The organism is Acinetobacter sp. SCLZS86, assembly GCF_021560715.1.
Lineage (GTDB): Bacteria > Pseudomonadota > Gammaproteobacteria > Pseudomonadales > Moraxellaceae > Acinetobacter > Acinetobacter towneri_A.
This window is the reverse complement of the sequence record NZ_CP090864.1, coordinates 2,442,162-2,466,105: the sequence shown is the minus strand read 5'-3', so window position 1 is coordinate 2,466,105 and position 23,944 is coordinate 2,442,162. Positions and strand designations below refer to the sequence as shown.

At 42.5% G+C, this 23,944-nt stretch carries 19 protein-coding genes; 12 read left to right on the top strand and 7 right to left on the bottom strand.

Going from position 1 to position 23,944, the window contains the following annotated elements; translation table 11 throughout:
- The first annotated feature begins 129 nt into the window (after window positions 1–129).
- Together rpmI and rplT are read left to right on the top strand one after the other, a co-directional pair.
- Complete coding sequence (rpmI, locus tag LZP46_RS11810) at window positions 130–324, top strand: 50S ribosomal protein L35 (RefSeq protein WP_004975152.1); 195 nt, start codon at window positions 130–132, stop codon at window positions 322–324.
- Window positions 325–335: 11 nt separating this feature from the next.
- On the top strand, window positions 336–695 hold the full coding sequence (gene rplT, locus LZP46_RS11805; RefSeq protein ID WP_004975153.1) for a 50S ribosomal protein L20: 360 nt from the start codon (window positions 336–338) through the stop codon (window positions 693–695).
- A 297-nt stretch (window positions 696–992) separates the two neighbouring features.
- Here the strand turns inward: rplT and LZP46_RS11800 are convergent, their stop codons facing one another.
- Complete coding sequence (locus LZP46_RS11800; RefSeq protein ID WP_236093939.1) at window positions 993–2,021, bottom strand: hypothetical protein; 1,029 nt, start codon at window positions 2,019–2,021, stop codon at window positions 993–995.
- A 159-nt stretch (window positions 2,022–2,180) separates the two neighbouring features.
- On the opposite strand from LZP46_RS11800, the gene pheS reads away from it, so the two are divergent.
- The 3 genes from pheS (at window position 2,181) to LZP46_RS11785 (ending at window position 6,011) form a co-directional block, all read left to right on the top strand.
- A complete protein-coding gene (pheS, locus tag LZP46_RS11795; protein ID WP_070154849.1) occupies window positions 2,181–3,161 on the top strand; it encodes a phenylalanine--tRNA ligase subunit alpha in 981 nt (326 codons plus the stop codon).
- 175 nt (window positions 3,162–3,336) lie between these two features.
- Complete coding sequence (pheT, locus tag LZP46_RS11790) at window positions 3,337–5,718, top strand: phenylalanine--tRNA ligase subunit beta (RefSeq protein WP_236093938.1); 2,382 nt, start codon at window positions 3,337–3,339, stop codon at window positions 5,716–5,718.
- On the top strand, window positions 5,715–6,011 hold the full coding sequence (locus tag LZP46_RS11785) for an integration host factor subunit alpha (protein WP_004649746.1): 297 nt from the start codon (window positions 5,715–5,717) through the stop codon (window positions 6,009–6,011). The genes pheT and LZP46_RS11785 overlap by 4 nt, the downstream gene beginning before the upstream one ends.
- Before the next feature lie 369 nt (window positions 6,012–6,380).
- On the opposite strand, the gene LZP46_RS11780 is transcribed toward LZP46_RS11785, so the two are convergent.
- The 3 genes from LZP46_RS11780 to trxA all read right to left on the bottom strand — a co-directional run bounded on the left by LZP46_RS11780 (window position 6,381) and on the right by trxA (window position 9,019).
- Complete coding sequence (locus LZP46_RS11780) at window positions 6,381–6,680, bottom strand: hypothetical protein (protein ID WP_019838193.1); 300 nt, start codon at window positions 6,678–6,680, stop codon at window positions 6,381–6,383.
- A gap of 421 nt (window positions 6,681–7,101) precedes the next feature.
- Window positions 7,102–8,370 (bottom strand): transcription termination factor Rho, encoded by a 1,269-nt coding sequence (gene rho, locus LZP46_RS11775; RefSeq protein WP_004975162.1) that lies wholly within the window; start codon window positions 8,368–8,370, stop codon window positions 7,102–7,104.
- A 322-nt stretch (window positions 8,371–8,692) separates the two neighbouring features.
- Window positions 8,693–9,019, bottom strand: a complete 327-nt coding sequence (trxA, locus tag LZP46_RS11770; protein WP_236093937.1) for a thioredoxin — start codon at window positions 9,017–9,019, stop codon at window positions 8,693–8,695.
- Window positions 9,020–9,281: 262 nt separating this feature from the next.
- On the opposite strand from trxA, the gene ppx reads away from it, so the two are divergent.
- The 5 genes from ppx to LZP46_RS11745 are packed head-to-tail and all read left to right on the top strand — an operon-like array spanning window position 9,282 to window position 14,409.
- Window positions 9,282–10,802 (top strand): exopolyphosphatase, encoded by a 1,521-nt coding sequence (ppx, locus tag LZP46_RS11765; protein ID WP_236093936.1) that lies wholly within the window; start codon window positions 9,282–9,284, stop codon window positions 10,800–10,802.
- 32 nt (window positions 10,803–10,834) lie between these two features.
- Complete coding sequence (locus LZP46_RS11760; RefSeq protein WP_019838189.1) at window positions 10,835–11,656, top strand: acetyl-CoA carboxylase carboxyltransferase subunit alpha; 822 nt, start codon at window positions 10,835–10,837, stop codon at window positions 11,654–11,656.
- Window positions 11,593–12,939 (top strand): tRNA lysidine(34) synthetase TilS, encoded by a 1,347-nt coding sequence (tilS, locus tag LZP46_RS11755; RefSeq protein ID WP_236093935.1) that lies wholly within the window; start codon window positions 11,593–11,595, stop codon window positions 12,937–12,939. Before LZP46_RS11760 ends, tilS begins: the two co-directional genes overlap by 64 nt.
- 30 nt (window positions 12,940–12,969) lie before the next feature.
- Window positions 12,970–13,797 (top strand): pyrroline-5-carboxylate reductase, encoded by an 828-nt coding sequence (gene proC, locus LZP46_RS11750; protein WP_236093934.1) that lies wholly within the window; start codon window positions 12,970–12,972, stop codon window positions 13,795–13,797.
- A 42-nt stretch (window positions 13,798–13,839) separates the two neighbouring features.
- Window positions 13,840–14,409, top strand: coding sequence for a YggT family protein (locus LZP46_RS11745; RefSeq protein WP_004975174.1), 570 nt, complete (start codon window positions 13,840–13,842; stop codon window positions 14,407–14,409).
- A 162-nt stretch (window positions 14,410–14,571) separates the two neighbouring features.
- On the opposite strand, the gene polA is transcribed toward LZP46_RS11745, so the two are convergent.
- The gene (gene polA, locus LZP46_RS11740) at window positions 14,572–17,331 is read right to left on the bottom strand and encodes a DNA polymerase I (protein WP_236093933.1); all 2,760 of its coding nucleotides are present in this window, start codon (window positions 17,329–17,331) and stop codon (window positions 14,572–14,574) included.
- 182 nt (window positions 17,332–17,513) lie between these two features.
- Here polA and LZP46_RS11735 point away from each other — a divergent pair, with 182 nt between their 5' ends.
- Window positions 17,514–20,525 (top strand): DUF2339 domain-containing protein, encoded by a 3,012-nt coding sequence (locus LZP46_RS11735; protein WP_236093932.1) that lies wholly within the window; start codon window positions 17,514–17,516, stop codon window positions 20,523–20,525.
- A gap of 48 nt (window positions 20,526–20,573) precedes the next feature.
- Here LZP46_RS11735 and LZP46_RS11730 read toward each other — a convergent pair whose 3' ends face one another.
- Window positions 20,574–21,497, bottom strand: coding sequence for a mechanosensitive ion channel family protein (locus LZP46_RS11730; protein ID WP_236093931.1), 924 nt, complete (start codon window positions 21,495–21,497; stop codon window positions 20,574–20,576).
- Window positions 21,498–21,506: 9 nt separating this feature from the next.
- On the bottom strand, window positions 21,507–22,328 hold the full coding sequence (locus LZP46_RS11725) for a hypothetical protein (RefSeq protein ID WP_234114535.1): 822 nt from the start codon (window positions 22,326–22,328) through the stop codon (window positions 21,507–21,509).
- Between the two features lie 102 nt (window positions 22,329–22,430).
- Between LZP46_RS11725 and gspE the strand changes: the two genes are divergently transcribed.
- Window positions 22,431–23,918, top strand: coding sequence for a type II secretion system ATPase GspE (gene gspE, locus LZP46_RS11720; RefSeq protein ID WP_236093930.1), 1,488 nt, complete (start codon window positions 22,431–22,433; stop codon window positions 23,916–23,918).
- Window positions 23,919–23,944 lie beyond the last annotated feature (26 nt).

Genomic DNA, 23,944 nt, shown 5'->3' with positions numbered 1-23,944 from the left:
ATGATCATTTTTTATTTAGCTAATATGCTTTTGTTTTAAGCAAAGATGCTTTAGAATACTCGCTCCCTTACCTGCAGGTCGTTTTTGCAATGGTGCAGACGTGCCGAACAGGTGTTTAAAGAGGTTGTTATGGCTAAGTTAAAAACTCGCCGTGGTGCAGCTAAACGTTTCAAAGCGACTGCTAACGGTTTCAAGCGTAAACAAGCGTTCAAACGCCACATTTTGACCAAAAAATCTGCTAAACGTATCCGTCAATTGCGCGGCTGTGTAATGGTTCACGTGAGTGACGTTGCTGCTGTTCGTGCTATGTGCCCATACATCTAAGGAGATTATAAATGGCTCGTGTAAAACGTGGTGTACAGGCTCATCGCCGTCATAAAAAAATTCTTGCTCGTGCTAAAGGTTACTATGGCGCTCGTTCACGCGTATATCGCGTAGCGTTCCAAGCGGTAATCAAAGCAGGTCAATACGCTTACCGTGACCGTCGTCAAAAGAAACGTCAATTCCGTGCTTTATGGATTGCGCGTATCAATGCGGGCGCTCGTCAAAATGGTTTATCGTACAGCCGTATGATCGCTGGCTTGAAAAAAGCTCAAGTGATTATCGACCGTCGCGTACTTGCTGACATCGCTATGCATGACGCAGTTGCATTTGCTGCTTTAGCTACAAAAGCTAAAGATGCATTAGCTGCATAAGTCTTATGACTTAAAAGAAAGACCGCATTTGCGGTCTTTTTTTATGCCTGAAATTTAGGGTCTCTGCCAAGTTTCATAACTCAATCTGAGAAATTTTTAGCCACAGCCTGAGCAAAAACAAGCACTGCTTTGTTTGCAGCGGAAGGCGCAGCGAAGGACAAGCATATTTTTTGCTGCTATTGCGTTATGTGCCGGTCATTTAGAATGACTAAATTTCCTGTCCCATGCCCATGCCTTATATCAGCTAAAAAATATGCGTTGTCGCAAACATAGACGAATTGTCAACAGACCCTAAGCTTATAAACCAAAATAATAAGCAGCCGCACAAATAACCACAGTCATTAAAATCAGTTTAATTACGGCAGATGTGCCCACCTTATGCGTAGCTGTAGGTGTTGGTATGTGTGGTGAAGCGATGTTTTGTAATTGACTAGGCGTTGATTCAAAAGGATTAGGCGTTTGTACTGGAGTGAGCTGCGCGGTCTGATAATGGTTTGCCACCTTTGTGATAAATTTGGCGTGTAAATCCTCAACTTTCTGAGAAAAATGACGTAAATTGAGTTGCTCACTCGGTTCGAGTTCTGTGCCATCGGCATGATAAGGATGCTGGATTTTACTCTGAATGTGTTGATCCAGTGCATCTAATTGATACAGCATTTGATGTGCATACGCAGCAGGGTAGTCTGCTGGAATTAACGCCAAAGTTGGGTGCATGCTTTCAGTTGAGTTTCGAGTCAGATCTACACCGAAATAAGGTCTAGTGCTTTGCTCTGGTTCGATAAACTCGGCAGCACAAGGATTTAAAAATAATTCAGAGCGAATAAAGCGATCAATTTCATCCCAGTTTGGAGAGGCAAAATCTGCATCGAGCTGTTTGGCGAGTTTGTGGCTTAGTTGATAACGCCACATCACTTCCTGACGTAGCTCGCTCTGTTGCGAAACGGGCGCCATATAATCTTGTTCTGCAGTATACCATTCTGCAAGTTCTTTTCCGAAAATCCATGCAGATTTGTGCTGTGACTCGTGGCTTACAATAAAGTGTGCAAAAGGTAATAACTCTACATTGGGATTGGGGTTTTTCTCATCATTTAAAATACTTGCCTGATGTAGGCTTAAACGTCGCACACCTTGTTGTTTAAGATGCTCTAACCAAATTTGAAAGTGTTGTGCCAATAAATGTTGTGACAATAAATCACGAAACTGAATTTGATGCTGGTTAAACACTTGATGCTTCAGCCAATGATTGAAACTTAAATCTTGAGCCAAATATTCATTGCCATAAGTCACAAGGGCAAGTTGCTGTTTCCAAATCTGATCGAGCGCCATAATATTGAGATCTCGTGGTGATTGGCTTTATCTTATACTTTTTGTATTTCAAGGTGCTAATCTAATTTTCATTACATCGAAGCTTCATCATAGCAACTAAAAACTGTTAGAATACGGGGTTTTTAAATTATTTCTAAATTGTTGCTTTTGAGAGTTACTATGTCACTGGAAGCCCTGACCAATGAAGCGCTCGCTGCAATTGCAGCAGCAGAGGACCTTGCTACACTCGACCAGGTGCGAGTGCAATTTACGGGGAAAAAAAGCCAGCTTGCGGAACAATCCAAAGCATTGGGTAAAATGGACCCTGAACAGCGTAAAGAGTTTGGTGCACAAATTCACACTGTGCGTGAAGCAATCAATGCGGCATTAACTGCGCGTCAATCTGAATTACAACAAGCGGCTTTGGCACAAAAACTGGCCAATGAAACCGTTGATATTACTTTGCCAGGTCGTGGTCAAAGCATTGGCAGTATTCACCCAGTTACGCAGGTACAGGAACGTATTTGCCAATTCTTTACCAAAGCAGGTTTTACCGTTGCAACGGGGCCAGAAGTTGAAGATGACTATCACAACTTTGAAGCGTTGAATATTCCAGGACATCACCCTGCGCGTGCCATGCACGATACTTTCTATTTTGATGTGAATCATTTATTGCGTACACATACGTCTGGCGTACAGATTCGCACCATGGAAAATCAGCAGCCGCCTATTCGTATTGTTTGTCCAGGTCGTGTGTATCGCTGCGACTCAGACCAAACACACTCGCCGATGTTCCATCAAATTGAAGGCTTATACGTCGCAGAAAATACCAGTTTTGCAGAACTCAAAGGTTTGTTGATTAACCTATTAAATGAATTCTTTGAAAAAGACTTAAAAGTACGTTTCCGCCCATCTTATTTCCCATTCACAGAGCCAAGTGCCGAAGTGGATATTATGGATGAACGTGGTCGCTGGTTGGAAGTTTTGGGCTGCGGCATGGTGCATCCAAACGTGTTACGCGCTTCAGGCATCGACCCAGAAAAATATAAAGGTTTTGCCTTTGGTTTAGGGGTAGAGCGTTTTGCGATGTTGCGTTATGGTATCAATGACTTGCGGATGTTCTACCAAAATGATGTGCGTTTCTTGCGCCAGTTTGCTTAAAACTTTTTTAAACAACCTTTCCTACAATTAGGAGAGGGAAAAGAGATTATTATTAGATTTTAAAAATCCCTCTAAATCCCCCTTTGTAAAAGGGGGACTTACGCGAAATAAATAGCAGTGTGGGAATTCCCCTTTTTGTTAAAGAGGGGTTAGGGGAGATTCAGGAAATGAATGTATGAAAATTAGCGAAAATTGGTTACGCACTTGGGTCAACCTAGCCATTGATAGCGAAACTTTATCGAATCAACTCACGATGCTGGGGCTAGAAGTCGATGATATGTCACCAGCAGCAAAGCCATTTACAGGCGTTGTGGTAGGTGAAGTCTTAACGGTTGAACAGCATCCAGATGCAGATCGTTTACGTGTCACTACGGTAAACATTGGTTCAGGTGAGCCATTACAGATTGTGTGCGGCGCGCCCAACGTACGTGTGGGTATGAAAGCACCTGTGGCAACCATTGGTGCGGTATTGCCAGGCGACTTTAAAATCAAAAAAGGCAAATTGCGTGGTGTGGAATCGCAAGGGATGCTGTGCGGTGCGTCAGAAATTGACCTCGAGGATAAACTTGATGGTTTATTGGAACTGCCTGCAGATGCACCTGTAGGCGTGAATGTACGTGAGTATCTTGATTTAGATGACCATGTAATTGATATCAGCATTACGCCAAACCGTGGTGACTGCTTCAGTATTCGTGGTGTGGCTCGTGAAATTGGGGTGATTAACCAATTGCCAGTTAATTCACCTGATATTCAGGCAGTAGCATCAACCATTCACGATGAAAAAACCGTACAAAGTCTGACTGAAGGCTGTCCACGTTATTTAGGTCGTGTGATTAAAAATGTAAATACCAAAGCAGCTACACCTGAGTGGATGGAGCGCGCGTTGGCACGTTCAGGAATCCGTCAGCATAGTATTTTGGTAGATATTACTAACTATGTCTTGATTGAATTGGGTCAGCCTATGCATGCGTTTGATGGTGCTAAAATTCAGGGTGGCATTCAAGTTCGTCAAGCGACTGCAGCAGAAAAATTGGTGTTGTTAAACGAGCAAGAAGTAGAGCTACAAGAAGATGTCATGGTGATTGCTGATGATGCAAAAGTATTGGCGATGGCAGGCATCATGGGCGGCTTATCTTCTGCGGTAAGTGAAGAAACCACAGAAATTTTCCTTGAATCCGCTTTCTTTGCACCGTTACATATCGCTGGCCGTGCACGTCGTTATGGCTTACATACCGATGCCTCACAGCGTTATGAGCGTGGTGTCGATTTTGAATTGCCATTATTGGCCATGAACCGTGCATCCCAGCTGATTGCAGAATTAGCGGGTGGCGAATTTGGTCCAATTACAGTGGCAGAACAAGCAGCACACTTACCAACACGTGCAGCAATTGCGTTAAATCAAGCGCAAGTCGATCAGCTCTTGGGCTATCACGTCGATGCTACATTTATCACCGATGCTTTAACCCGTTTAGGTTGCGAAGTGACTGTTCAAGCTGAAGGTCAGTGGAGCGTTGTGCCCCCATCGCATCGTTTTGATATGGCAATTTACCAAGACTTAATTGAAGAAATTGCCCGTATTCATGGTTATGACAACATTCAAATCAGTTTGCCTGTGATTGATGTGCAATTGGCAAAATACCAAGATCAATTTGAAGTTGCTCAATTGCGTCAAACTGCAGTAACTTTGGGCTATCAAGAAGCAATTAGCTTTAGTTTTGCCGATGCAAAATTGGAAAAACAGTTAAACCCTGCGGTGAACCCGTTGGCATTAGCAAATCCCATTTCGAGCGATTTGGCAGTGATGCGCTCAACGTTGTTATCCAGCTTGATTCCATGTGTGCAGTACAACGTGAATCGTCAACAAAATCGTGTGCGTTTCTTTGAGTTGGGATTGCGTTTTGATTATCAACATGCAGTTAGCATTGATGATTTAAAACAAATTCCAACTTTGGCATTGATTGCTGTGGGTGCTAAACACGCAGAATCTTGGCATGCCAAATCTCAGCCTATGGATTTCTTTGATTTTAAAGGTGATATTGAAGAAATTTTAGCTGCGGGTCGTGTACAGGTTGAGTATGTTCGTTCAGAGCGCACTTGGTTGCATCCTGGGCAATCTGCTGAAATTTTAGTAGATGGTCAGTCTATTGGTTACTTGGGTCGTTTGCATCCATCTTTAGAAAATGAGCTAGATCTAGGCACGACATGGGTGGCAGAACTCGATCAAACAGCAGTTTTGCAAACTTATGTATCTAATTTTACAGAATTATCACGTTTTCCATCGGTTAGACGTGATATTGCGCTTTTAATTAGTGATAAGATAAATGTAAGTGAAATTCAGCAACTTATTGAAAAAACGGGTGGAGCGCTGTTAGACTCAACTTGGTTATTCGATGTGTATACTGGACAAGGGGTTGAACAAGGCAAACGTTCTTTGGCTTTTGCTCTGTTATGGCAACACCCAACACGTACACTTGAAGATGCTGAAATTAAATCTGGTATGGATAACATTCTGCAAGTGTTGGAAAACACTTACCAAGCGACATTGAGGGCTTCATGACAGCATTAACAAAAGCAGAAATGGCTGATCATTTAAGTGAGCTCACGAGTTTAAACCGCCGTGAAGCGAAACAAATGGTTGAGTTATTTTTTGATGAGATCAGCCAAGCACTGATCTCTGGCGAACAAGTTAAACTTTCAGGGTTTGGGAACTTCGAGTTACGTGATAAACGTCAACGACCTGGTCGCAACCCAAAAACGGGCGAAGAAATTCCAATTTCAGCACGCCGTGTCGTCACATTCCGCGCAGGGCAGAAATTCCGCCAGCGTGTAGGAAATGAGCAGATCGATTGATCTGCTTTTTTTTATGCTTTTTATAAGAGATTTTAGAAAGACGCTGTGATTTAGCAAGACATAGTGATTGATCTTGCAATTGAGAGACTTGAATCAAACTATGGATATGAATGAAAACACTGTAGAGCTGAACAAGACGCTACCTAAGAATTGAGCGTGGAGATGAGAAACCAAAAGGTTATATCGAAATAAATGCCGAATGGGGTTAAGTGTTTTGGTTAAATGCTTTTATATGCTGAATCATCTACTTAAAAAAGATGGATTGAGCGATTTGGAGATATTGTGCTGAGTAAAATAAATTTTAGACAAAATATTCAGAAATAAAAAAGAGAGCCAATGGCTCTCTTTTGTACTGCTTAATCGTATCGATTATTGAGCAGCAGCTTCAGAAGCAGCAGCAGCAGCGTCTACAGCAGCGTCAGCAGCATCAGTTGCAGCATCAGCAGCAGTGTCAGCAGCATCAGCAGCAGCGTCTACAGCAACTTCAGCGTCAGAAGCAACTTCAACAGCAGCAGCGTCAGCAGCAGCTTCAGCTTCAGATGCAGCTACAACAGCTTCAGATGCAGCAGCGTTAGCGTCAGCAGCAGCTTCTTCAGTTTTTTTAGCACAACCAACGAAAGCTAAAGTAGTAGCAACTGCAGCAGCAATAGCGATTTTTTTGAATAACATGGCATCACTCTCTAAAATATGAGATTAAAAAAAACCGAAGTTAGTCTGTTGTATGCTTTTATTATTCCTAAATTTTGTTAGGCACTAACAACGCAGGCGCAGTCTAACTGGTCTGCGAATATGCTATCACTGCGCTTTTTGAATTGCTACTAGGTTGATTGAAAAAAAGGCAAAAAAACGCGAAAAATACGTGCTTTTTTAACAGAAAATAACAATTAATTTGGCATTTTAGATTGGAGAGTTGCGCGTTAACTGGCTAAAAACTAAAAGTTTTTTACTAAATATTTTTTTATAATCATTTACTTAAAAATAAGTTTACATATACTACGTGCAATTGTGTCTTTATGTAAATTTTGTCAACCAAACAAAAAAGCCATCGTTATAAGATGACTTTTTTAAGGGTTCTAATATTTACAGATAATTAATTGGCAGCTTTACGTTTCATTTGATCAAAGAAATCGTCATTGGTTTTGGTTTCTTTCATGCGATCAAGCAAGAATTCCATTGCTGCCAATTCATCTTGAGTGTGTAACAATTTACGTAAAATCCAAACCTTACGTAGATTATCTTCACTCATTAAACGCTCTTCACGACGCGTGCCTGATTTCTTGATGTTCATGGCAGGGAAAACACGTTTTTCTGCAATACGACGGTCTAAGGTAATCTCTTGGTTGCCTGTACCTTTAAACTCTTCGTAAATCACTTCATCCATTTTACTGCCTGTTTCAATCAGTGCAGTTGAAATAATGGTTAGAGAACCACCTTCTTCAATATTACGTGCAGCACCAAAGAAGCGTTTTGGACGTTCTAGAGCATGTGCATCCACACCACCCGTTAAAACTTTGCCTGAAGAAGGTACAACAGTATTATAGGCACGAGCCAAACGGGTAATCGAATCCAGTAAAATCACGACATCTTTTTTGTGCTCAACCAAACGTTTGGCTTTTTCAATCACCATTTCAGCCACTTGAACGTGACGTGCAGGTGATTCATCAAAGGTTGATGCAATCACTTCACCACGAACCGTACGCTCCATTTCCGTCACTTCTTCAGGGCGTTCATCAATCAGAAGGACGATTAAGAACACCTCAGGATTGTTGCGCACAATCGACTGGGCGATGTTTTGCAGCAACATGGTTTTACCCGCTTTAGGCGGAGCGACAATAATTGAACGCTGACCTTTACCAATTGGGGCAACCAAATCTACTACACGAGCAGTTAAGTCTTCAGTTGTTCCATTACCCAACTCCATTACCAATTGTTCTGTTGGGAAAAGTGGAGTCAAGTTTTCAAATAAAATTTTATTACGTGAATTTTCAGGGGTGTCGTAGTTAATTTGGTTTACTTTAAGTAAAGCAAAATAACGTTCACCTTCTTTAGGTGGGCGAATCGTACCTGTAATGGTGTCACCCGTGCGCAGGTTAAAGCGACGAATTTGCGAAGGGCTGACATAAATATCATCTGGGCCAGCAAGGTATGAACCTGCAGCTGAGCGTAAGAAACCAAAACCATCAGAGAGAATTTCTAGAACGCCATCACCAAAAATCTCTTCACCATTCATGGCATGGCGCTTTAAGATGGCAAAAATAATGTCTTGCTTGCGGTTACGCGCCATTCCTTCAAGGCCCATAAACTCGGCAATCTTGATGAGTTCGCCAATCGGTTTTTTCTTGAGTTCGGTTAAATTCATAGAGGTTCTGATAGAATTAAAATTCTGGGGTACAGGTTAGAGAGGGAGCAACATTTAGCCGCATTCATACAATAAAATGAAAGCAATTGTATTTGCACAATAACGATTCAGAGCACTGATTCATTGTTTGATTGAAAAATGTGAAAAACAATTTCTGTTGCCGAGCGGCATTTTTGTGTTGTGTCTTTTCAGAAAGAGGATGAAAGATCCTATGCTTCCTGAGCATGCAATATAAGAGAGAAACGGGAGTTTGTCAATTTGTAGGCAAAAAAAATACGCCAACAGAGAGCGTATTTTTATATTCATGATCTGTAAAACAGACTTAGATATTTTCGTCAATAAATGCAGTTAATTTAGATTTAGGCGCTGCACCAACTTGCTGTGCAACCACTTCGCCATTTTTGAACATAAGTAAAGCTGGAATATTGCGGATGTTATAGTTCACTGCAGTTTGTTCGCAAGAAGTCACATCCACTTTCACAATTTTAACTTTGCCTTGATATTCGTTTGCAAGTACTTCAAGTACAGGTGCAATTGCTTTACATGGCGCACACCAGCCAGCCCAAAAGTCAACCAATACAGGAGTATCCGATTGAAGAACATCTGCTTCGAAGTTTGCATCAGTAGTGTTTACGATGTTGCCAGACATGGATTACGCTCCAAATAATTTTTAAAAATAGCTTTACCAATTAGTATTACATAGCCATCTTGAACAAAGTAGGGGAATCTTTTAATTTTCCATTCAAAATACAAATTTGTCTAATTGATCGTGACGATCACGACAATTCTGTAACACAATTGTCATATATGCAGAATTTTTAAATAGTCATTAAATTGTGCTGATAAATGGCTTTTAAATTAGGTTTATGTGAATTACTCTAGGCACAATTCTGTCTAGGTTTGTTTGAAGAATGTCTGATTTTTTAATTGATGAAGAGTTACTCGCAGCCATCGATATGGGGTCGAATAGTTTCCACTTGGCGATTGCACGGGTGGATCATGGTGAAGTAAAAAAAGTGGCATCAATGTCAGAAAAAGTACAGTTGGCTGCAGGTTTAGATGAAAATAAAAATTTGACCGAAGCAGCTCAACAACGAGGTTTGGCTTGTTTGGCGCGTTTTGTGGGGCGTTTAACTGCAGTACAGTCAAACCGTTTGCGTATTGTGGCAACCAACGCATTGCGTCAGGCCAAAAATGGACATGAATTTATTCAAAAAGCCGCAGAAATTTTGCCTAAACCTATTGAAATTATTGCAGGGCGTGAAGAAGCACGTTTAATTTATTTAGGTGTATCGCACACGATGGCGAATAGTGGGCGTCGTTTGGTTATTGATATTGGCGGTGGTTCGACAGAACTGATTATTGGCGAAGAGTTTGAGCCAATTCATACTGAATCTTTACAAATGGGTTGTGTGGCCTATACCCAAGCCTATTTTGCCGATGGTGAAATTAGCAAGAGTAGTTTTGAAAAAGCAGTAGTCGCAGCGCGTAAAGAGCTGTATTCGATTGCTAACACTTATAAAGAAGCAGGCTGGGATACGGTTGTAGGTTCTAGCGGTACCATTAAAGCCTGTCGTCAAATTACGGTAAATATGGGCTGGAGCAATGAGCAGGAAAATCTGACTCGTGAAGGTTTAGAAAAACTCAAAGACCGTTTGCTCAAGTTTAAACACGTATCAGAAATGGAATTTGATGGTCTAAAAGAAGACCGCCGAGCAGTTTTGCCAGCAGGTTTGGCGATTTTATATGCCGTATTTGATGTATTAGATATCGATAAACTGGTGTATTCCGATGGTGCCTTGCGTGAAGGCGTAATGTATGACTTGTTAGGACGTTTCCAGCATGAAGACATTCGTGATCGCAGTGTACAGGCCTTAATGGGGCGTTATAACTCAGACCCGAAACAGGCTGGACGCGTGGTCAAAACTGCGCAACATTTGTTTGATAGTGTGGCAGAACCATTAAAATTAAATAATGAAGATAGTGACTTATTGCGTCGTGCTGCGTATCTGCATGAAATTGGTTTAGCCATCAGTCACAGCAGCTATCATCGTCATGGTGCATATTTATTGCAACATTCGGACATTCCTGGTTTCTCACAAATTGACCAAAACTATCTCTCGCATTTGGTTTCCAACCATCGCAGAAAGTTACGCCAAGACGCGAAAACAGAAGCACTGAAAGCGGGTGGCAATAAAATTGTTTACTTAAGTTTGTTGCTTCGCCTTGCAGTTTTGGTCAACGCAAGTCGTAGCGATGCGATGCTTCCTGCCATTGAATTAAGCATCCGCAATGCGCAACAATGGCAGCTCAGCGTGTCGGGTGATGCCAAACAGTGGCCATTGCTTGTCGCTGAATTGCACGATGAACAAGTGCAATTCAAGAATTGGGACATTGAATTGAATATTCAGTCGGAACAATTTGTCGATTAAGATTTGGTTAATTTAGGGATAACAGTCGACTTATGAAAAAAGCTGCTCAATCTAAAGCATGGAAAACCGTGCAAATTGCACGTCATCCTGAACGTCCGCAATTTCTAGACTATGTGGGTGAAATTTTCACTGAATTTGATGCCTTGCATGGTGATCGTTTATTTGGTGATGATGGTGCAATGATCGGTGGATTGGCACGCTTTGATGGTCAGCCTGTCATGGTGATAGGTCAACATCGTGGTCGCAGTACCCGCGAAAAATTACAACACAACTTCGGGATGTGTAATCCAGAAGGCTACCGTAAGGCGCAGCGTCTTATGGATATGGCAGAGCGGTTTAATCTGCCAGTTTTCACTTTTGTTGATACCATGGGTGCTTACCCGGGTGTAGGTGCAGAAGAACGAGGTCAGGCAGAAGCGATTGCGACTAGCTTGGCACAACTGTCGAACTTAAAAGTACCTGTAATTGCCACAGTATTAGGCGAAGGTGGTTCAGGTGGTGCGTTGGGTATTGGGGTGGCTGACCGTGTGGTGATGTTGTCACACAGTATTTACTCTGTTATTTCACCAGAAGGTTGTGCGTCTATTCTCTGGAAAACTGCAGAAAAAGCCGAACAAGCCAGTGAAGCATTAGCATTGACCGCAGAAAAACTGCAAAAGATTGGTATTGTAGAATACGTGGTTGATGAAGGTGAGGGTGCACATTTAAACCCTGAACACGTCATGCACAGTCTGAAAAATGTGTTAAAAGAAGCTTTGAATGAATTGCAAGCGATGGATGCAACACAACGATGCGAAGAACGTTACCAACGTTTAATGAAGTTTGGCAGCGACAATTTAGGTCTAGCGTCTTAAGTCAATTACAGGCTTTTCCTGCACAGACAAAATTTTTAATTGGATGTAGTGGCGGCATGGATTCCATGTTGCTACTGCATCTTTTGGCATTTTTGTGCCCTGAAAAAATACGCGCGATTTACATTGATCACCAATTGCAAAGTCCAAGCGCAGCGTGGGGCGCGTTGGTGCAAGCCACCTGTCAGAATTTAAATGTACCGTGTGTACTGCAAAAAGTCAGTGTGTCTGAGGGCAATCTAGAAAATCAGGCACGTCAGGCGCGTTATCAGGCCTATATGCAGCACTTGGATAGCAATGAAGTTTTAGTGTTGGCACACCATCAACAAGATCAGGCAGAAACCGTATTGCTGCGCTTGTTTTCAGGCGCAGGTGTGCAAGGACTTGCTGCCATGCAAGCTGTCGATGTACGTGATGATTTCAGCATTTGGCGTCCGTTATTGGATATTTCGCGTGAGCAGATCTGCCAATGGAGTGCGGAATTAAAGCTCGATTATGTACAAGACCCAAGCAATCAGGATGTACATTATGACCGAGCTTGGGCAAGAGAAATATTGTGGCCTGTCTTGCAACAACGTTTTCCTAAAATGCAGCAAGCTGTGGTGCGGACTGCAAACTTGATGCAAGATGCCGAACACATTTTGGCAGAAGTTTTAGCGCAGGATTTAGCGGCTTGCGGCACAGACTCGCAGTTGAATTTAATTCAGCTACAACAATTGTCTTTGCCACGGCAACGTCAGCTTTTATCGGCATGGATGAAAGGACAGGCACAATATCGCCCAAGTTTTGATATGGTCGAACGCTTGCAACGTGAGGTGATTCAAGCCAAAGCCGATGCACAAGCGGCATTACATTGTCAGGATTATTATTATCTGCGTTATCAGCAACAATTATTTCGTTTGCCGAAAGCGGAGTATTTAGCTGCAGAACATTTTGAGGCAGAAGAACAAGTGTTATGTTTGCAGGCAGAGCAGACTTTTCAAGTGTGGTCTGGCTGTTATCAACTGCAACAAGCCAAAGTCGGTTTATCTGCAACTTTGCTGAATCGTCCGTTAACTTTACGGCCACGTTTGGGTGGTGAAAAAATTCATTTGTATGGTCGGGTGGGCACATGGCCACTGAAAAAAGCCATTCAGGAAGCACAAATTTTTCCGTGGACGCGTCATACAATTCAAATATTAAGCCTAGATAATGTTATGCTAGGCGTTTTTAGCCCCAAAGGCTTTTGGCTTGCACAGTCGGACTATTGTGTCGCAGATGGATGGCAACCGAATTTAGTCTCTTAACGACAAAGAACTCAACGAAGAGCGTGAATCATGAGTGCAGTATTGAATTGTAATATTAGTTTCATTGGCGGTGGCAACATGGCGCAAGCCTTGATTGGTGGTTTGATTGCCAGAGGTTTGCAGCCAACCCGTATTACAGTTTCAGACCCTGTAGAACAAGTGCGTGAATTATTAAAAGAAAAAGATGTGCATGTCACTGAGGATAATTTGGCCGCAATCGCACAGGCAGATATTGTCGTATTTGCAGTCAAGCCTCAGGTTTTGGCACAAGTGTTGCGTCCATTGTACGGTCAGTTTGATGATAAACTGGTGATTTCGATTGTTGCAGGCGCAGAAATTGCCACGATTTCTGAGTTATTGGGTACAGAACGTGTGGTGCGTGTAATGCCAAATACACCTGCTTTGGTGCAAACAGGTGCGCATGGTTTGTATGCAACCGAACAGGTCAATAGCACAGACCGTGAATTAGCAAGTCAGGTTTTGGCGGCAACAGGTTTAACCATTTGGGTAAACTCTGAAGCACAAATTGATGCCGTAACTGCTGTATCGGGTTCAGGGCCAGCATATTTCTTCTATTTGATGGAAAGTATGATTCGTGCAGGCAAGAACTTAGGTTTAGATGAAAAAGTGGCGACAGCACTGACGTTACAAACTGCTTTGGGTGCAGCACAAATGGCAATTACCAGTTCGAATACACCTGCAGAATTACGCAAAAATGTAACTTCACCAAATGGCACGACCCAAGCGGCAATTGAAGTGTTTGATCATGCGCAAATTTCACAAAATATTCAGGCGGCATTGGCTGCTGCTAAAACGCGTAGTCAAGAATTAGCGCAAGAGTTGAGTGATAGTATTTAATTATTGAAAAACAATGAATTTAAATTTTAGGAAAGTTTAAGTATGGGTGCAAATTCTGCGCTAATTTTTGGCATTATCATTAACGTAGCGATTTTGCTCGTATTCTTCCGTTTCTTAATGCAATTGGCAGCGGTGAGTCCTTATAACCCTGTGGTGCTTTCAACCATTAAAGCCACCAAAATTGTAGATGTATTTGGACGTATTTTTCCAACGGTTGGCAAAGGTCGAGTTAACTCTGCAGCCTTGGCTTTGTTGGTGGTGTTGTATCTACTCAAAATTTTTGGTGTTATGTATCTCAATGGTGCGATGCCGAATAGTCCAATTCACTTACTGATTCTGACTTTTGTGACCATGATTCAGGATTTAATCCGTTTCTGTCGTTATTTGATTTTTGCCACCATTATTTTGAGTTGGGTGGTGATGTTTACTCAATCTCGTGGCCCGTATATTGAGGTGATTCAAGAGTTGGCAGAGCCGTTATTAGCACCATTTCGTCGTTTATTGCCGAACATGGGCATGATTGATTTGTCGCCAATTATTGCATTTTTGGCTTTATATATCGCTGAAATTATTATGAATCAGGTAGCGATTGTACTGCTGACTGGCTTATAAGTCGCATTATCCTAAAACATTAAAAAGGACTCGATTTGAGTCCTTTTTTTGTAGTTTAAGTTTGGGCTGACGACCTTAATGAGTCTTCAGAAATACAAATAACCTGCATCCTGACCTCCTTCTAGGCGAAGGAAGGTGCTGAAAAAAGAGAGCGCAACGACTTTAGTGCGCTTCATCCCAGTTATTGCCTTTTCCGACTTCCACCACCAATGGTACAGAAATTTCCACCACAGATTGCATGACTTCTGCCAACTTCGGCGCGAGTTCATCTGCCACATCTGCATCGACTTCAAATACCAATTCATCGTGTACTTGCAGCAACATTTTGGCTTGCGCTTGCGGTAACATTTTGTCGACTTCAATCATCGCCATTTTAATAATATCAGCTGCAGAGCCTTGTAATGGCGCGTTAATTGCCGCACGTTCTGCCGCTTTACGTACCATCATATTACGTGCAGCAATATCTGGCGTATAGAGGCGACGACCTAAAATAGTTTCTACAAAACCTTGTTCTAGCGCGACTTGGCGGGTACGTTGCATATATTCATAAATGCCCGGATAACGCTGGAAGTATTGCTTGATGTAGTTTTGTGATTCTTCACGGGTAAACCCAAGCTGACGAATTAAGCCAAATTCCGACATGCCGTAGAGCAGACCGAAGTTTACAGCTTTGGCCTGACGACGCTGATCTGAGGTTACGTCTTCTAAGGCAATACCCAAGACTTCTGCCGCAGTACGGCGGTGCACGTCTTGTCCATGGTTAAAGGCATCGAGTAGGGCATCATCTTGTGAAAAATGTGCCATTAAACGCAATTCGATTTGCGAGTAGTCGGCTGCCAACAACACGCGACCTTCAGGTGCGACAAAGGCTTTACGAATTTGACGACCAATTTCGGTACGAATTGGAATGTTTTGTAAGTTTGGATCAGTAGAAGATAAACGCCCTGTTGCAGTCAAAGCTTGGTGATAACTGGTATGCACTCGATGCGTATCGTTGTTGGCTTGTTTCAGTAAGCCATCGGTATAGGTGCTTTTGAGTTTAGATAAACCACGGTAGTCTAAAATTAAACTACTGATCGGATGCTCAATTTTTTCCAAAACACTTTCACTGGTACTGTATTGACCTGTTGCGGTTTTCTTGCCGCCTTTGAGTCCGAGTTTATCAAACAGGATTTCGCCCACTTGTTTCGGTGAGCTGACATTAAAGTTTTCACCTGCCAATTCTACAATTTGGTTTTCCAAATCTTGCATGGTTTGGGAAAAATCGACACCCAATTGATCTAAAAATTTCAGATCAAGCTGAATGCCATTTTCTTCCATACTGGTCAGCACACGCGCCACAGGCATTTCAATGTTGTGCAAAATATTGACCAATTCAGGATGCTTTTGTAGCTTCGCAGACAGCACTTCATATAAACGATACGTAACATGCGCATCTTCTGCAGCGTAATGTGCTGCCGTTTCAATTTCAATTTGATTGAAAGTTTTTTGCTTGACGCCTTTGCCTGCAATTTGCTCATAAGATGTGGTCAGGTGGCTTAAATATAAGCGTGCCACATCATCCATGCCGTGACGGGTTGCCACTGAGTTAAGCACATAAGATGCCAACATGGTATCGAAATACCAACCTTGTAAATGAATACCGTGATTTTCAAGCACATGCGCATCATATTTTAAATGATGCCCAATTTTATCCACCGCATTATTTTCTAAAATAGGTTTGATTTGTGCCAAAACCTGATCACGGTTGAGCTGCTGTGGTGCGCCTGCATAATCATGCGCCAAAGGTACGTAATAGGCATCTTTGGCATCGAACGCGATAGAAAAACCAACAATTTCTGCAATTCGATAATCCAGACTGGTGGTTTCTGTATCAAAGGCAAAACGCTGTGCCGTATTCAGACGTTGCAGTAAGGCATCCCAGTGCTGTGCATCTAAAATGGTGTGATAGCTTGCAGAACCCAGTTGATCATCTACGCTACTTTGAGTGGCCTGATCTTCTGTCGCAATTTCACTGGTTGTCGGTGGTGTCACTGTTTTTGCAGCTTGTTTATAATTACGGTTATTTGGATTATTTGGATGATCGAGCGATTGTAATTGATTACGGAATTCTAGCTCGGTATATAAATTGCGTAAGGCTTCAACATCTGGTTCTTGTAGTTTTAGATCGGCATAACCAAAGTTCAGATCAAGGTCACAAACAATGCTGGCGAGTTGATGATCTAGCGCGATGCCATCGGCATTGTCTTTAATATTTTGTCCGACTTTGCCTTTAATATGATCGACATTTTCTAAAATCGCACCAATCGAGCCATATTCGGTCAGTAGTTTTGCAGCAGTTTTGGCGCCAATGCCGGGCACGCCCATAATACCATCAGAAGCATCACCCATGAGGGTCAGATAATCAATAATTTGATGCGGCCATACGCCAAACTTGTCAAATACAGCCTGAATGTCCATTGGCTTTTCTTTGAAGCTGTCTTCAAGGGTAACTTTTTCAGTCACCAACTGCGCCATGTCTTTATCGCCCGTAGAAATCAGTACTTGCTGTCCTTCGGCTTCGGCACGTTTGGCTAAAGTTCCAATAATATCATCGGCTTCTGCGCCTGGTAGCATGTAAAGTGGAATACCCAAAGCACGAATTAAAGCATGTAAGTATGGAATTTGCTGAGAAAGTTCCTCAGGCATACTTGGGCGGTCACCTTTATAAATTGGCGATAGTTCGTGACGGAAAGTCGGCTCAGGCGTATCAAAAATTACCGCCATGTGAGTAGGCTGAGTACGACGCATCAACTTTTGAATCGCAGAGATCGCGCCACGAATAGCATTGGTATGTAAACCAGTTGACGTGGTTAATGGTGGTAGTGCGTGAAAGGCACGAAATAGAAAATATGAGCCATCGACCAAGACAAATGGTGGCATGGATTGATTCCTTCTGCAAATAAGCATTTTATTGTACGTGATTTTTGCAGTTGTCGCAGAAACTGATTTTTAAGGCAAGTGTTGCAGACGCACAGTTACCGAATTGCTGATGAATCCTGATTCAGAATCGTGCTGTCTGTTGTATGATCGGAGCCATGACAATATCAATAAAATGAAGAGCAATGCAGACAGGGCAGAATGAAATTCGAATCATTTGGTTCATGCTATTAATCATAATTGCAATTGGCGCATGGTGGCTCGGTGTGCCGATGCTGAGTTATATCTGTGCAGTTGCTGCGGTGATCAGCGTGATGTTTTTTGTGGGACGAGTGCAGAACTCACTTGAACAGGTTGCAGAGGCACAGTCACAACTACAACGCCAAAGCTCTAAAACTTCTTTATATATCGCCGCTTTGATTGCTTTTTTAGGAATATTGCTGGATTGGTATTTACTGGCATCGATTGCTTTAAGTGCATGGATTTTTATGTTGCTGCGATGGTTGCAGCGTTTGGAACAAGGACTGTATCAATTACAGCAATTACAAAGTGCCGCTAAGCTTCAGGCGCATGCTCAAAAGAGCTATCCTCAAAAGACCAATGCTCAAGAGAAAAAGGTTCAAACGCAATTCGCAGAGCATATTTTAGCCAATACATCTGAAGTTGATGCAAGTCTTTCATCAGTTAAGGCAAATGTGGATGATGGTGTTATATCAACCACTTCTCAACCTGAAATCATCGCTATTCAATCTGATTCCACATTGTCGAGTGCGCCGAACTCGGTTCAGGAACAAGCAGCTCATGTTTCTTATCCATATCAAGACCAAGAGTATCTACATCAAGAATATTCAGCTCCAGATTTAGCCAAATCCTCAAGGTCTGTTGCACCTTTTGCAACACAGGCGCGCACATCAAGTAATAGCTTATTGCAACAAGTTCAATCCTGGCTGTTACATGGCAATCCTGTGTTAAAAGCGGCAATTGTAGTGTTACTCATAGGCGTGGTGTTGCTGTTACGTTTTGCTACTGAGCATTGGCAATTTAGTTTGGCAGTGAAACTTTTGTTCGTTGCTGGTGTGAGTGCTGCAGTGACAATATTCGGTTATTTGTTACGCAACAAAAATCGCAGCTTTGCTTTGGGTGTGCAAGGTTTGGGGTTGGCAGGGCTGTGTCTGACTTTATTTTTTGCTTATTACAATTTGGTCATTCCAAATTTAGCTATTGCCAGTCTATGTTTTATTGTGGTGATGTTGCTCACGCTCTGGCTGAGTTTAAAACAACAATCAGTCGAACTTGCCCTCATGGCGATGCTAATTGCTTATTTTGCACCGTTTACTTTACCTGTACGTAATGCCACAGCCATTGAATTTATTGCCTATTATTTGCTGATTAATATTTCGGTTGCCATTTTAAGTAGTTTACGTCCGTGGAAATATTTAAATCAAATTGCGTTTTTAATGACGGTTGTGGTGGGTGGCAGCTATGCCTTTTATCATGGTTATATCTTTGAACGGCAGGTGTTAACACTTTTAGTTTTGGCGCATGCGGCTATTTTTATTTGGTTGGGTTTTCGTTTTAGTCAGCTTTTGGCAAAGGATGATGTTGTCACGTTTCAGCTGAAACCTATTTTAGACCTTGCCTTGATTTTTGGTGCACCCATTGTCGGTTATGCTTGTTTATATCTAATGTATTTTGAAGAAACAGCAGAGCAGGCAGCCTTTAGTTTGTTGTTTGCTATGGTTTTTGCAGGTTTGTATTGGCTAACCAAACAGCATCGGCAGACAAAATTTATTGCGCAAAGCTATTTCAGTTTGATGCTAATTTTTAGTGTGATGATTCCACCTATTTTACTCCCTGAACAATGGAGTGTAATCGGTTGGGCATTACAAGGCGTGGTTGTGTTTATTTTTGCCTTTATTCAACATTCTAAAATTAACCGTTATTTGGCACTGGGTTTGTTTGCTGTAGCAGGCTTGTCAGGGCTGTATTATTTAGTCGAGTTGCCTTATTTCGAGCGCAGTATTTATTGGGTACTGAGCCTAAGTTATGCCACGGTTGTGGTGTTTTCCAACAGCCGTGCAGCTTTCAGACAACAACTGAGCACCGCAACTACCAGTGTACTGTGTTTGATGATGTTGTCTGCAACCAGTTTATGGCTATGGTTAGGTTTAGACTACCTAGATGGAGAACTTGCAACCGTACAAACGCTTTTGGCGGTGGTGGTGATCTATTTACTTATCAACGAAGTATTGCTTGCTCGTCAAGCGACATGGTCATGGCTATTGCCCAAATGGTTAGGTTTAACACCTGTGTCGCTCACTGCAGCAGGATTATTATTCAGCCGTAGCTATGATGGAGCGGTGCATTGGGTTTCGGGCACTGAACGTCTGCTATTTGCCTTGTTTGCAGGCGTGCTCAGTGTGTTGTGGTTGCGTCCATTATGGACTGTCCGTAGCGACAAAGAATGGGTGAGTTTAGGGTTGTTACCCATTTTGGCGATGGCAAGTTTAACGCTGTTACCACAGCATCCATATAGTAGTGTGGTGATTTTACCATTGCTCTTTGCTGCGTGGTGTTGGTGGCAACAACCAGATTTAGATTGGCGCAAGTTTTGGTATGCGCGTAGCAATTTAATCTTCATGTTGATGTGGATGCTATGTTCACAACTTTTGACTGAACAAGCATTCTACGGCTATGTACTGCCTATTTTGAATCCATTTGATTTGGTCAGTATAGCCATGTTGGTGGCTATTTTGTGGATGCTGAATCTGCAACGCAAAACCCATTTAGATCAAGGCTTGGCTGCGGTAATTATGGTCTTGAGTTTACTGTGGCTGAGTAGTTATGTGCTATTACGCGCCTTGCATCTGTATTTAGGAACGCCAATCAACGAGATTGCTGTTTGGCAAGACGCCACTGTGCAGCTCAGTTTGACCTTGCTTTGGGTGAGTTTGGCTTGTATCGCCATGTGGATTGCCAGTCTGAAACAATTACGTGCCTTGTGGATTTTAGGCAGCAGTATTTTGGTGATTGTGACCTTAAAATTGGTGCTTTTAGATTTATCTAATATTGGGACTTTAATGCGCGTGCTGTCATTCTTTGCTGCAGGTTTAGGTATGCTACTGATTGCATATATCGCCCCAATTCCTGAGCCAGATCTCGCAAAAAACAACACTTCGCCGTCTTCCAAAGCTTGAGCAGATCCTCAAGTTTAGTTAGAGGCAAAGTGTCGAAGACTGAAACGATTACTTTAAGTCAGGTTCTCGTTTCAGTGCTTGGGCATTGGCATATTGATCAAGTTCTTCATTATTTAAAGGGCGCGATAAAGGATGATCAACAAAACCCATTTTGGGTACAGGAATTTCGATTTGGTTGTCTAGGAAACCATTACGGATACGTTCCTGCATTTCATCACGTACCTTTAAAAAGTTTTCTTGCTGACACCACACCGCAAACAACAATTCAATTGAAGATTCACGGAAAGCTGTAACTGTCACCGCGGGTTTAGGGTCAGACAGCACGAGCGGATATTGATTGGCGACACTGAGCAACACTTCACGCACTTTAATAATATCTTCGTGAAAATTAATCGCGAGGGTAATGGGCACACGTCGGATTGGAAACTTGGACAAGTTATGCACGGGTGCACGAATCAATTGTTCATTGGGTAAACGCACATAAATATTGTCTTGGGTCAGCAATTTAACTGAAAGTAAGTCAATTGAGATCACTTCACCTTCAATGGTGTGTCCGCGAATCAGGGTGATTTGAATGGTATCGCCCACTTCAAAAGAACCTTCACCAATCAGGAACATACCACTAATTAAATTGGATGCCGAGGTTTGTGAGGCAAAACCCAAAGCCACGGTTAAAATACCCGCTGCACCTAAAAACACGCTGAGTTTAAAGCCTGCTTCTTTCAGGCTCGCCATCACAAACAGCAGGAAAATAAAGTAAAAAATCCCGCGTCGCCAAACTAAGCGTTGATGCGCATTAAAACGTGCGCCAATAGTGCGTACAAAAGTATTGGAAACAAAACGTGCAATTAAGAAACCAATCAAAGACAATACAATTGCGACCAAAATTTCGGTCAGACGATCTGTATTAACACTGGTAAATATTCCTTTGAGGCTGTTGGTGATTTCTTTGGAAATATTGGAATCTGCCATAACATCCTCTTAGAAAAATGAATCAAACATATTAAATAAAGCACCTGCCGTTTCACGTGGCGGTTGCAAATAGGTCACCTCACCTGCATGTGGCGGGGTACGATTTTCAATCCGAATCCGTGGTGGACGGTCTAAACCTTCATGCATGACTTTAATTTGTGAAGTCCATAAACGACCTGTGCTTTCACTGAAAAATAAAGGCAGCGCAGGCACAGGCACATTCATTCGGTCAAAACGCAATTGTTGATTGCTGGTGTTGTGAAATTCAATAGGCGTGACGGCACGAAATGCACGTGGTTTGAGTTGATGTAATTCGGTACGGCCATCGACTGCTGTGGCATAACAAACTTCACCTGTACGATGATTTGGGCCAAACCAAGTATCTTTCGGACGAATAATTGGTAAATCAAAAATGGGTTCACGTTGTCCATTTACAAAGGCAGACATCCACAACGGTGTGCTGATATACAATGTGCCACGTTGCCCCGCAGGAATATAAATTGGATCGACAGGTTTAATCACCACAGAACGGTCTGCCAAACGTGGCATGAGCTGTAATTTACTTTGTGTAGATTTGAACATATAGCGTTCAATTTTTATAGGTTGTGGAAAGGCAAACTCAGGATCATCAATTTTATGCCATTGCTGTTCATAATCGTATTGAATTTGCGGACGATAGTATTCCAAACGCCATTCTTGCATGCCACGTGTCAAACGTACTAAGAGTGAGCCAAATTGCCATGCTTTAGGATGATTGAGCTCAAACTCATAGTCACCCCACCATTTTAATTTAGCTGAATCAGTTTCTGAAATCTCATGATTTTGTGACAATGGCCTATCCCTTTCTTGATAAATCAGCGAAAACAGACTTCACGCTGTCATACGCTTAGAGTACACTCAAATTAAATTTTTTCATCATTATTATAATCGCTGATGCAAGTACTGAAACAATTACAAATACCGTATAGCTTTGCCAAACGCCATGGGGTGTTAATTCGTTATGAGGGCGATCATGCCTTTATTGTACGTCGTGAAAACACGCCGATGCTTGCTATTCAGGAAGCACGTCGTTTTTTGGGGCATCCTGCAAAGCATCAACTTTGTAGCGATCAGGAGTTTCACCAATTATTAAGCAGCAGTTTTGCTGGTGATACGGGTGAGTCGCAGCAAGTCGCTGCAGGACTGGAAGATCATCCTGACTTGCTCAGTTTAGCAGATTCTGTTCCAGAAGCAGAAGATCTGATGGATCAGGAAGATGATGCACCTATTGTACGCTTAATCAATGCCTTACTATCTGAAGCGATTCGGGTCGGTGCATCCGATATTCATATCGAATCTTTTGAGAAAAAATTGTCAGTCCGTTTACGGGTCGATGGTCAGCTACGTGAAATCGTGCAACCGCGCCGTGAACTTGCGCCTTTATTGGTGTCACGTATTAAAGTCATGGCAAAACTGGATATTGCCGAAAAACGTATCCCTCAAGATGGTCGTATTTCGCTCAGACTAGCAGGTCGTGAGGTCGATGTACGTGTGTCAACGCTGCCATCTTCGCATGGTGAGCGGGTGGTAATGCGTTTGCTAGATAAGCAAGCAGGTCGTTTAAACATGACGCACTTGGGGCTGATGCAAAATGATTATGAGCGCTTAAAGCAACTGGTACATCGACCACACGGGATTATTTTGGTTACAGGGCCGACAGGTTCGGGTAAAACTACGACCTTATATGCAGCTTTGTCAGACCTGAATGACGGTTCTAAAAATATTTTGACTGCAGAAGACCCGATTGAATATCAACTTGAAGGGATTGGGCAAACACAGGTCAATACCAAAGTGGATATGACCTTCGCTCGTGCTTTAAAAGCCATGCTGCGCCAAGACCCAGATGTGGTGATGGTGGGGGAGATTCGTGACTTAGAAACCGCCGAAATTGCAGTGCAGGCTTCCTTAACTGGTCACTTGGTACTGTCTACCCTACATACCAATACGGCCATTGGTGCAGTCACCCGTTTAAAAGATATGGGTATTGAGCCATTCTTGCTGTCAAGTTCTTTAATTGGGGTGATCGCACAGCGTTTGGTACGTACCTTGTGTTCACACTGTGCCACATGGCATGACGCAGATGACTTTGAACAAGAACTGTTTAAAAGTGTGACCGATGCAACTGATTTAAAACTTCCGCAACCGAAAGGCTGTGAACATTGCTCACATACAGGTTTTACTGGGCGGACTGCAATTTATGAAATTGTCCCTGTGGATGAAGCAATGCGCCGTTTGATTCATGGCAATGCCGCGGAATATGAACTGGAAGATTATGCACGACAGCAATCAGGTTCGATTCGTGAAGATGGATTGCGTAAGGTATTGGCAGGTAAAACCACTTTGGAAGAAGTGCTGCGCGTGACCAATGAAGCGGCTGAATAGCTAAAAAGTAAGGTTAAGATAAGAAA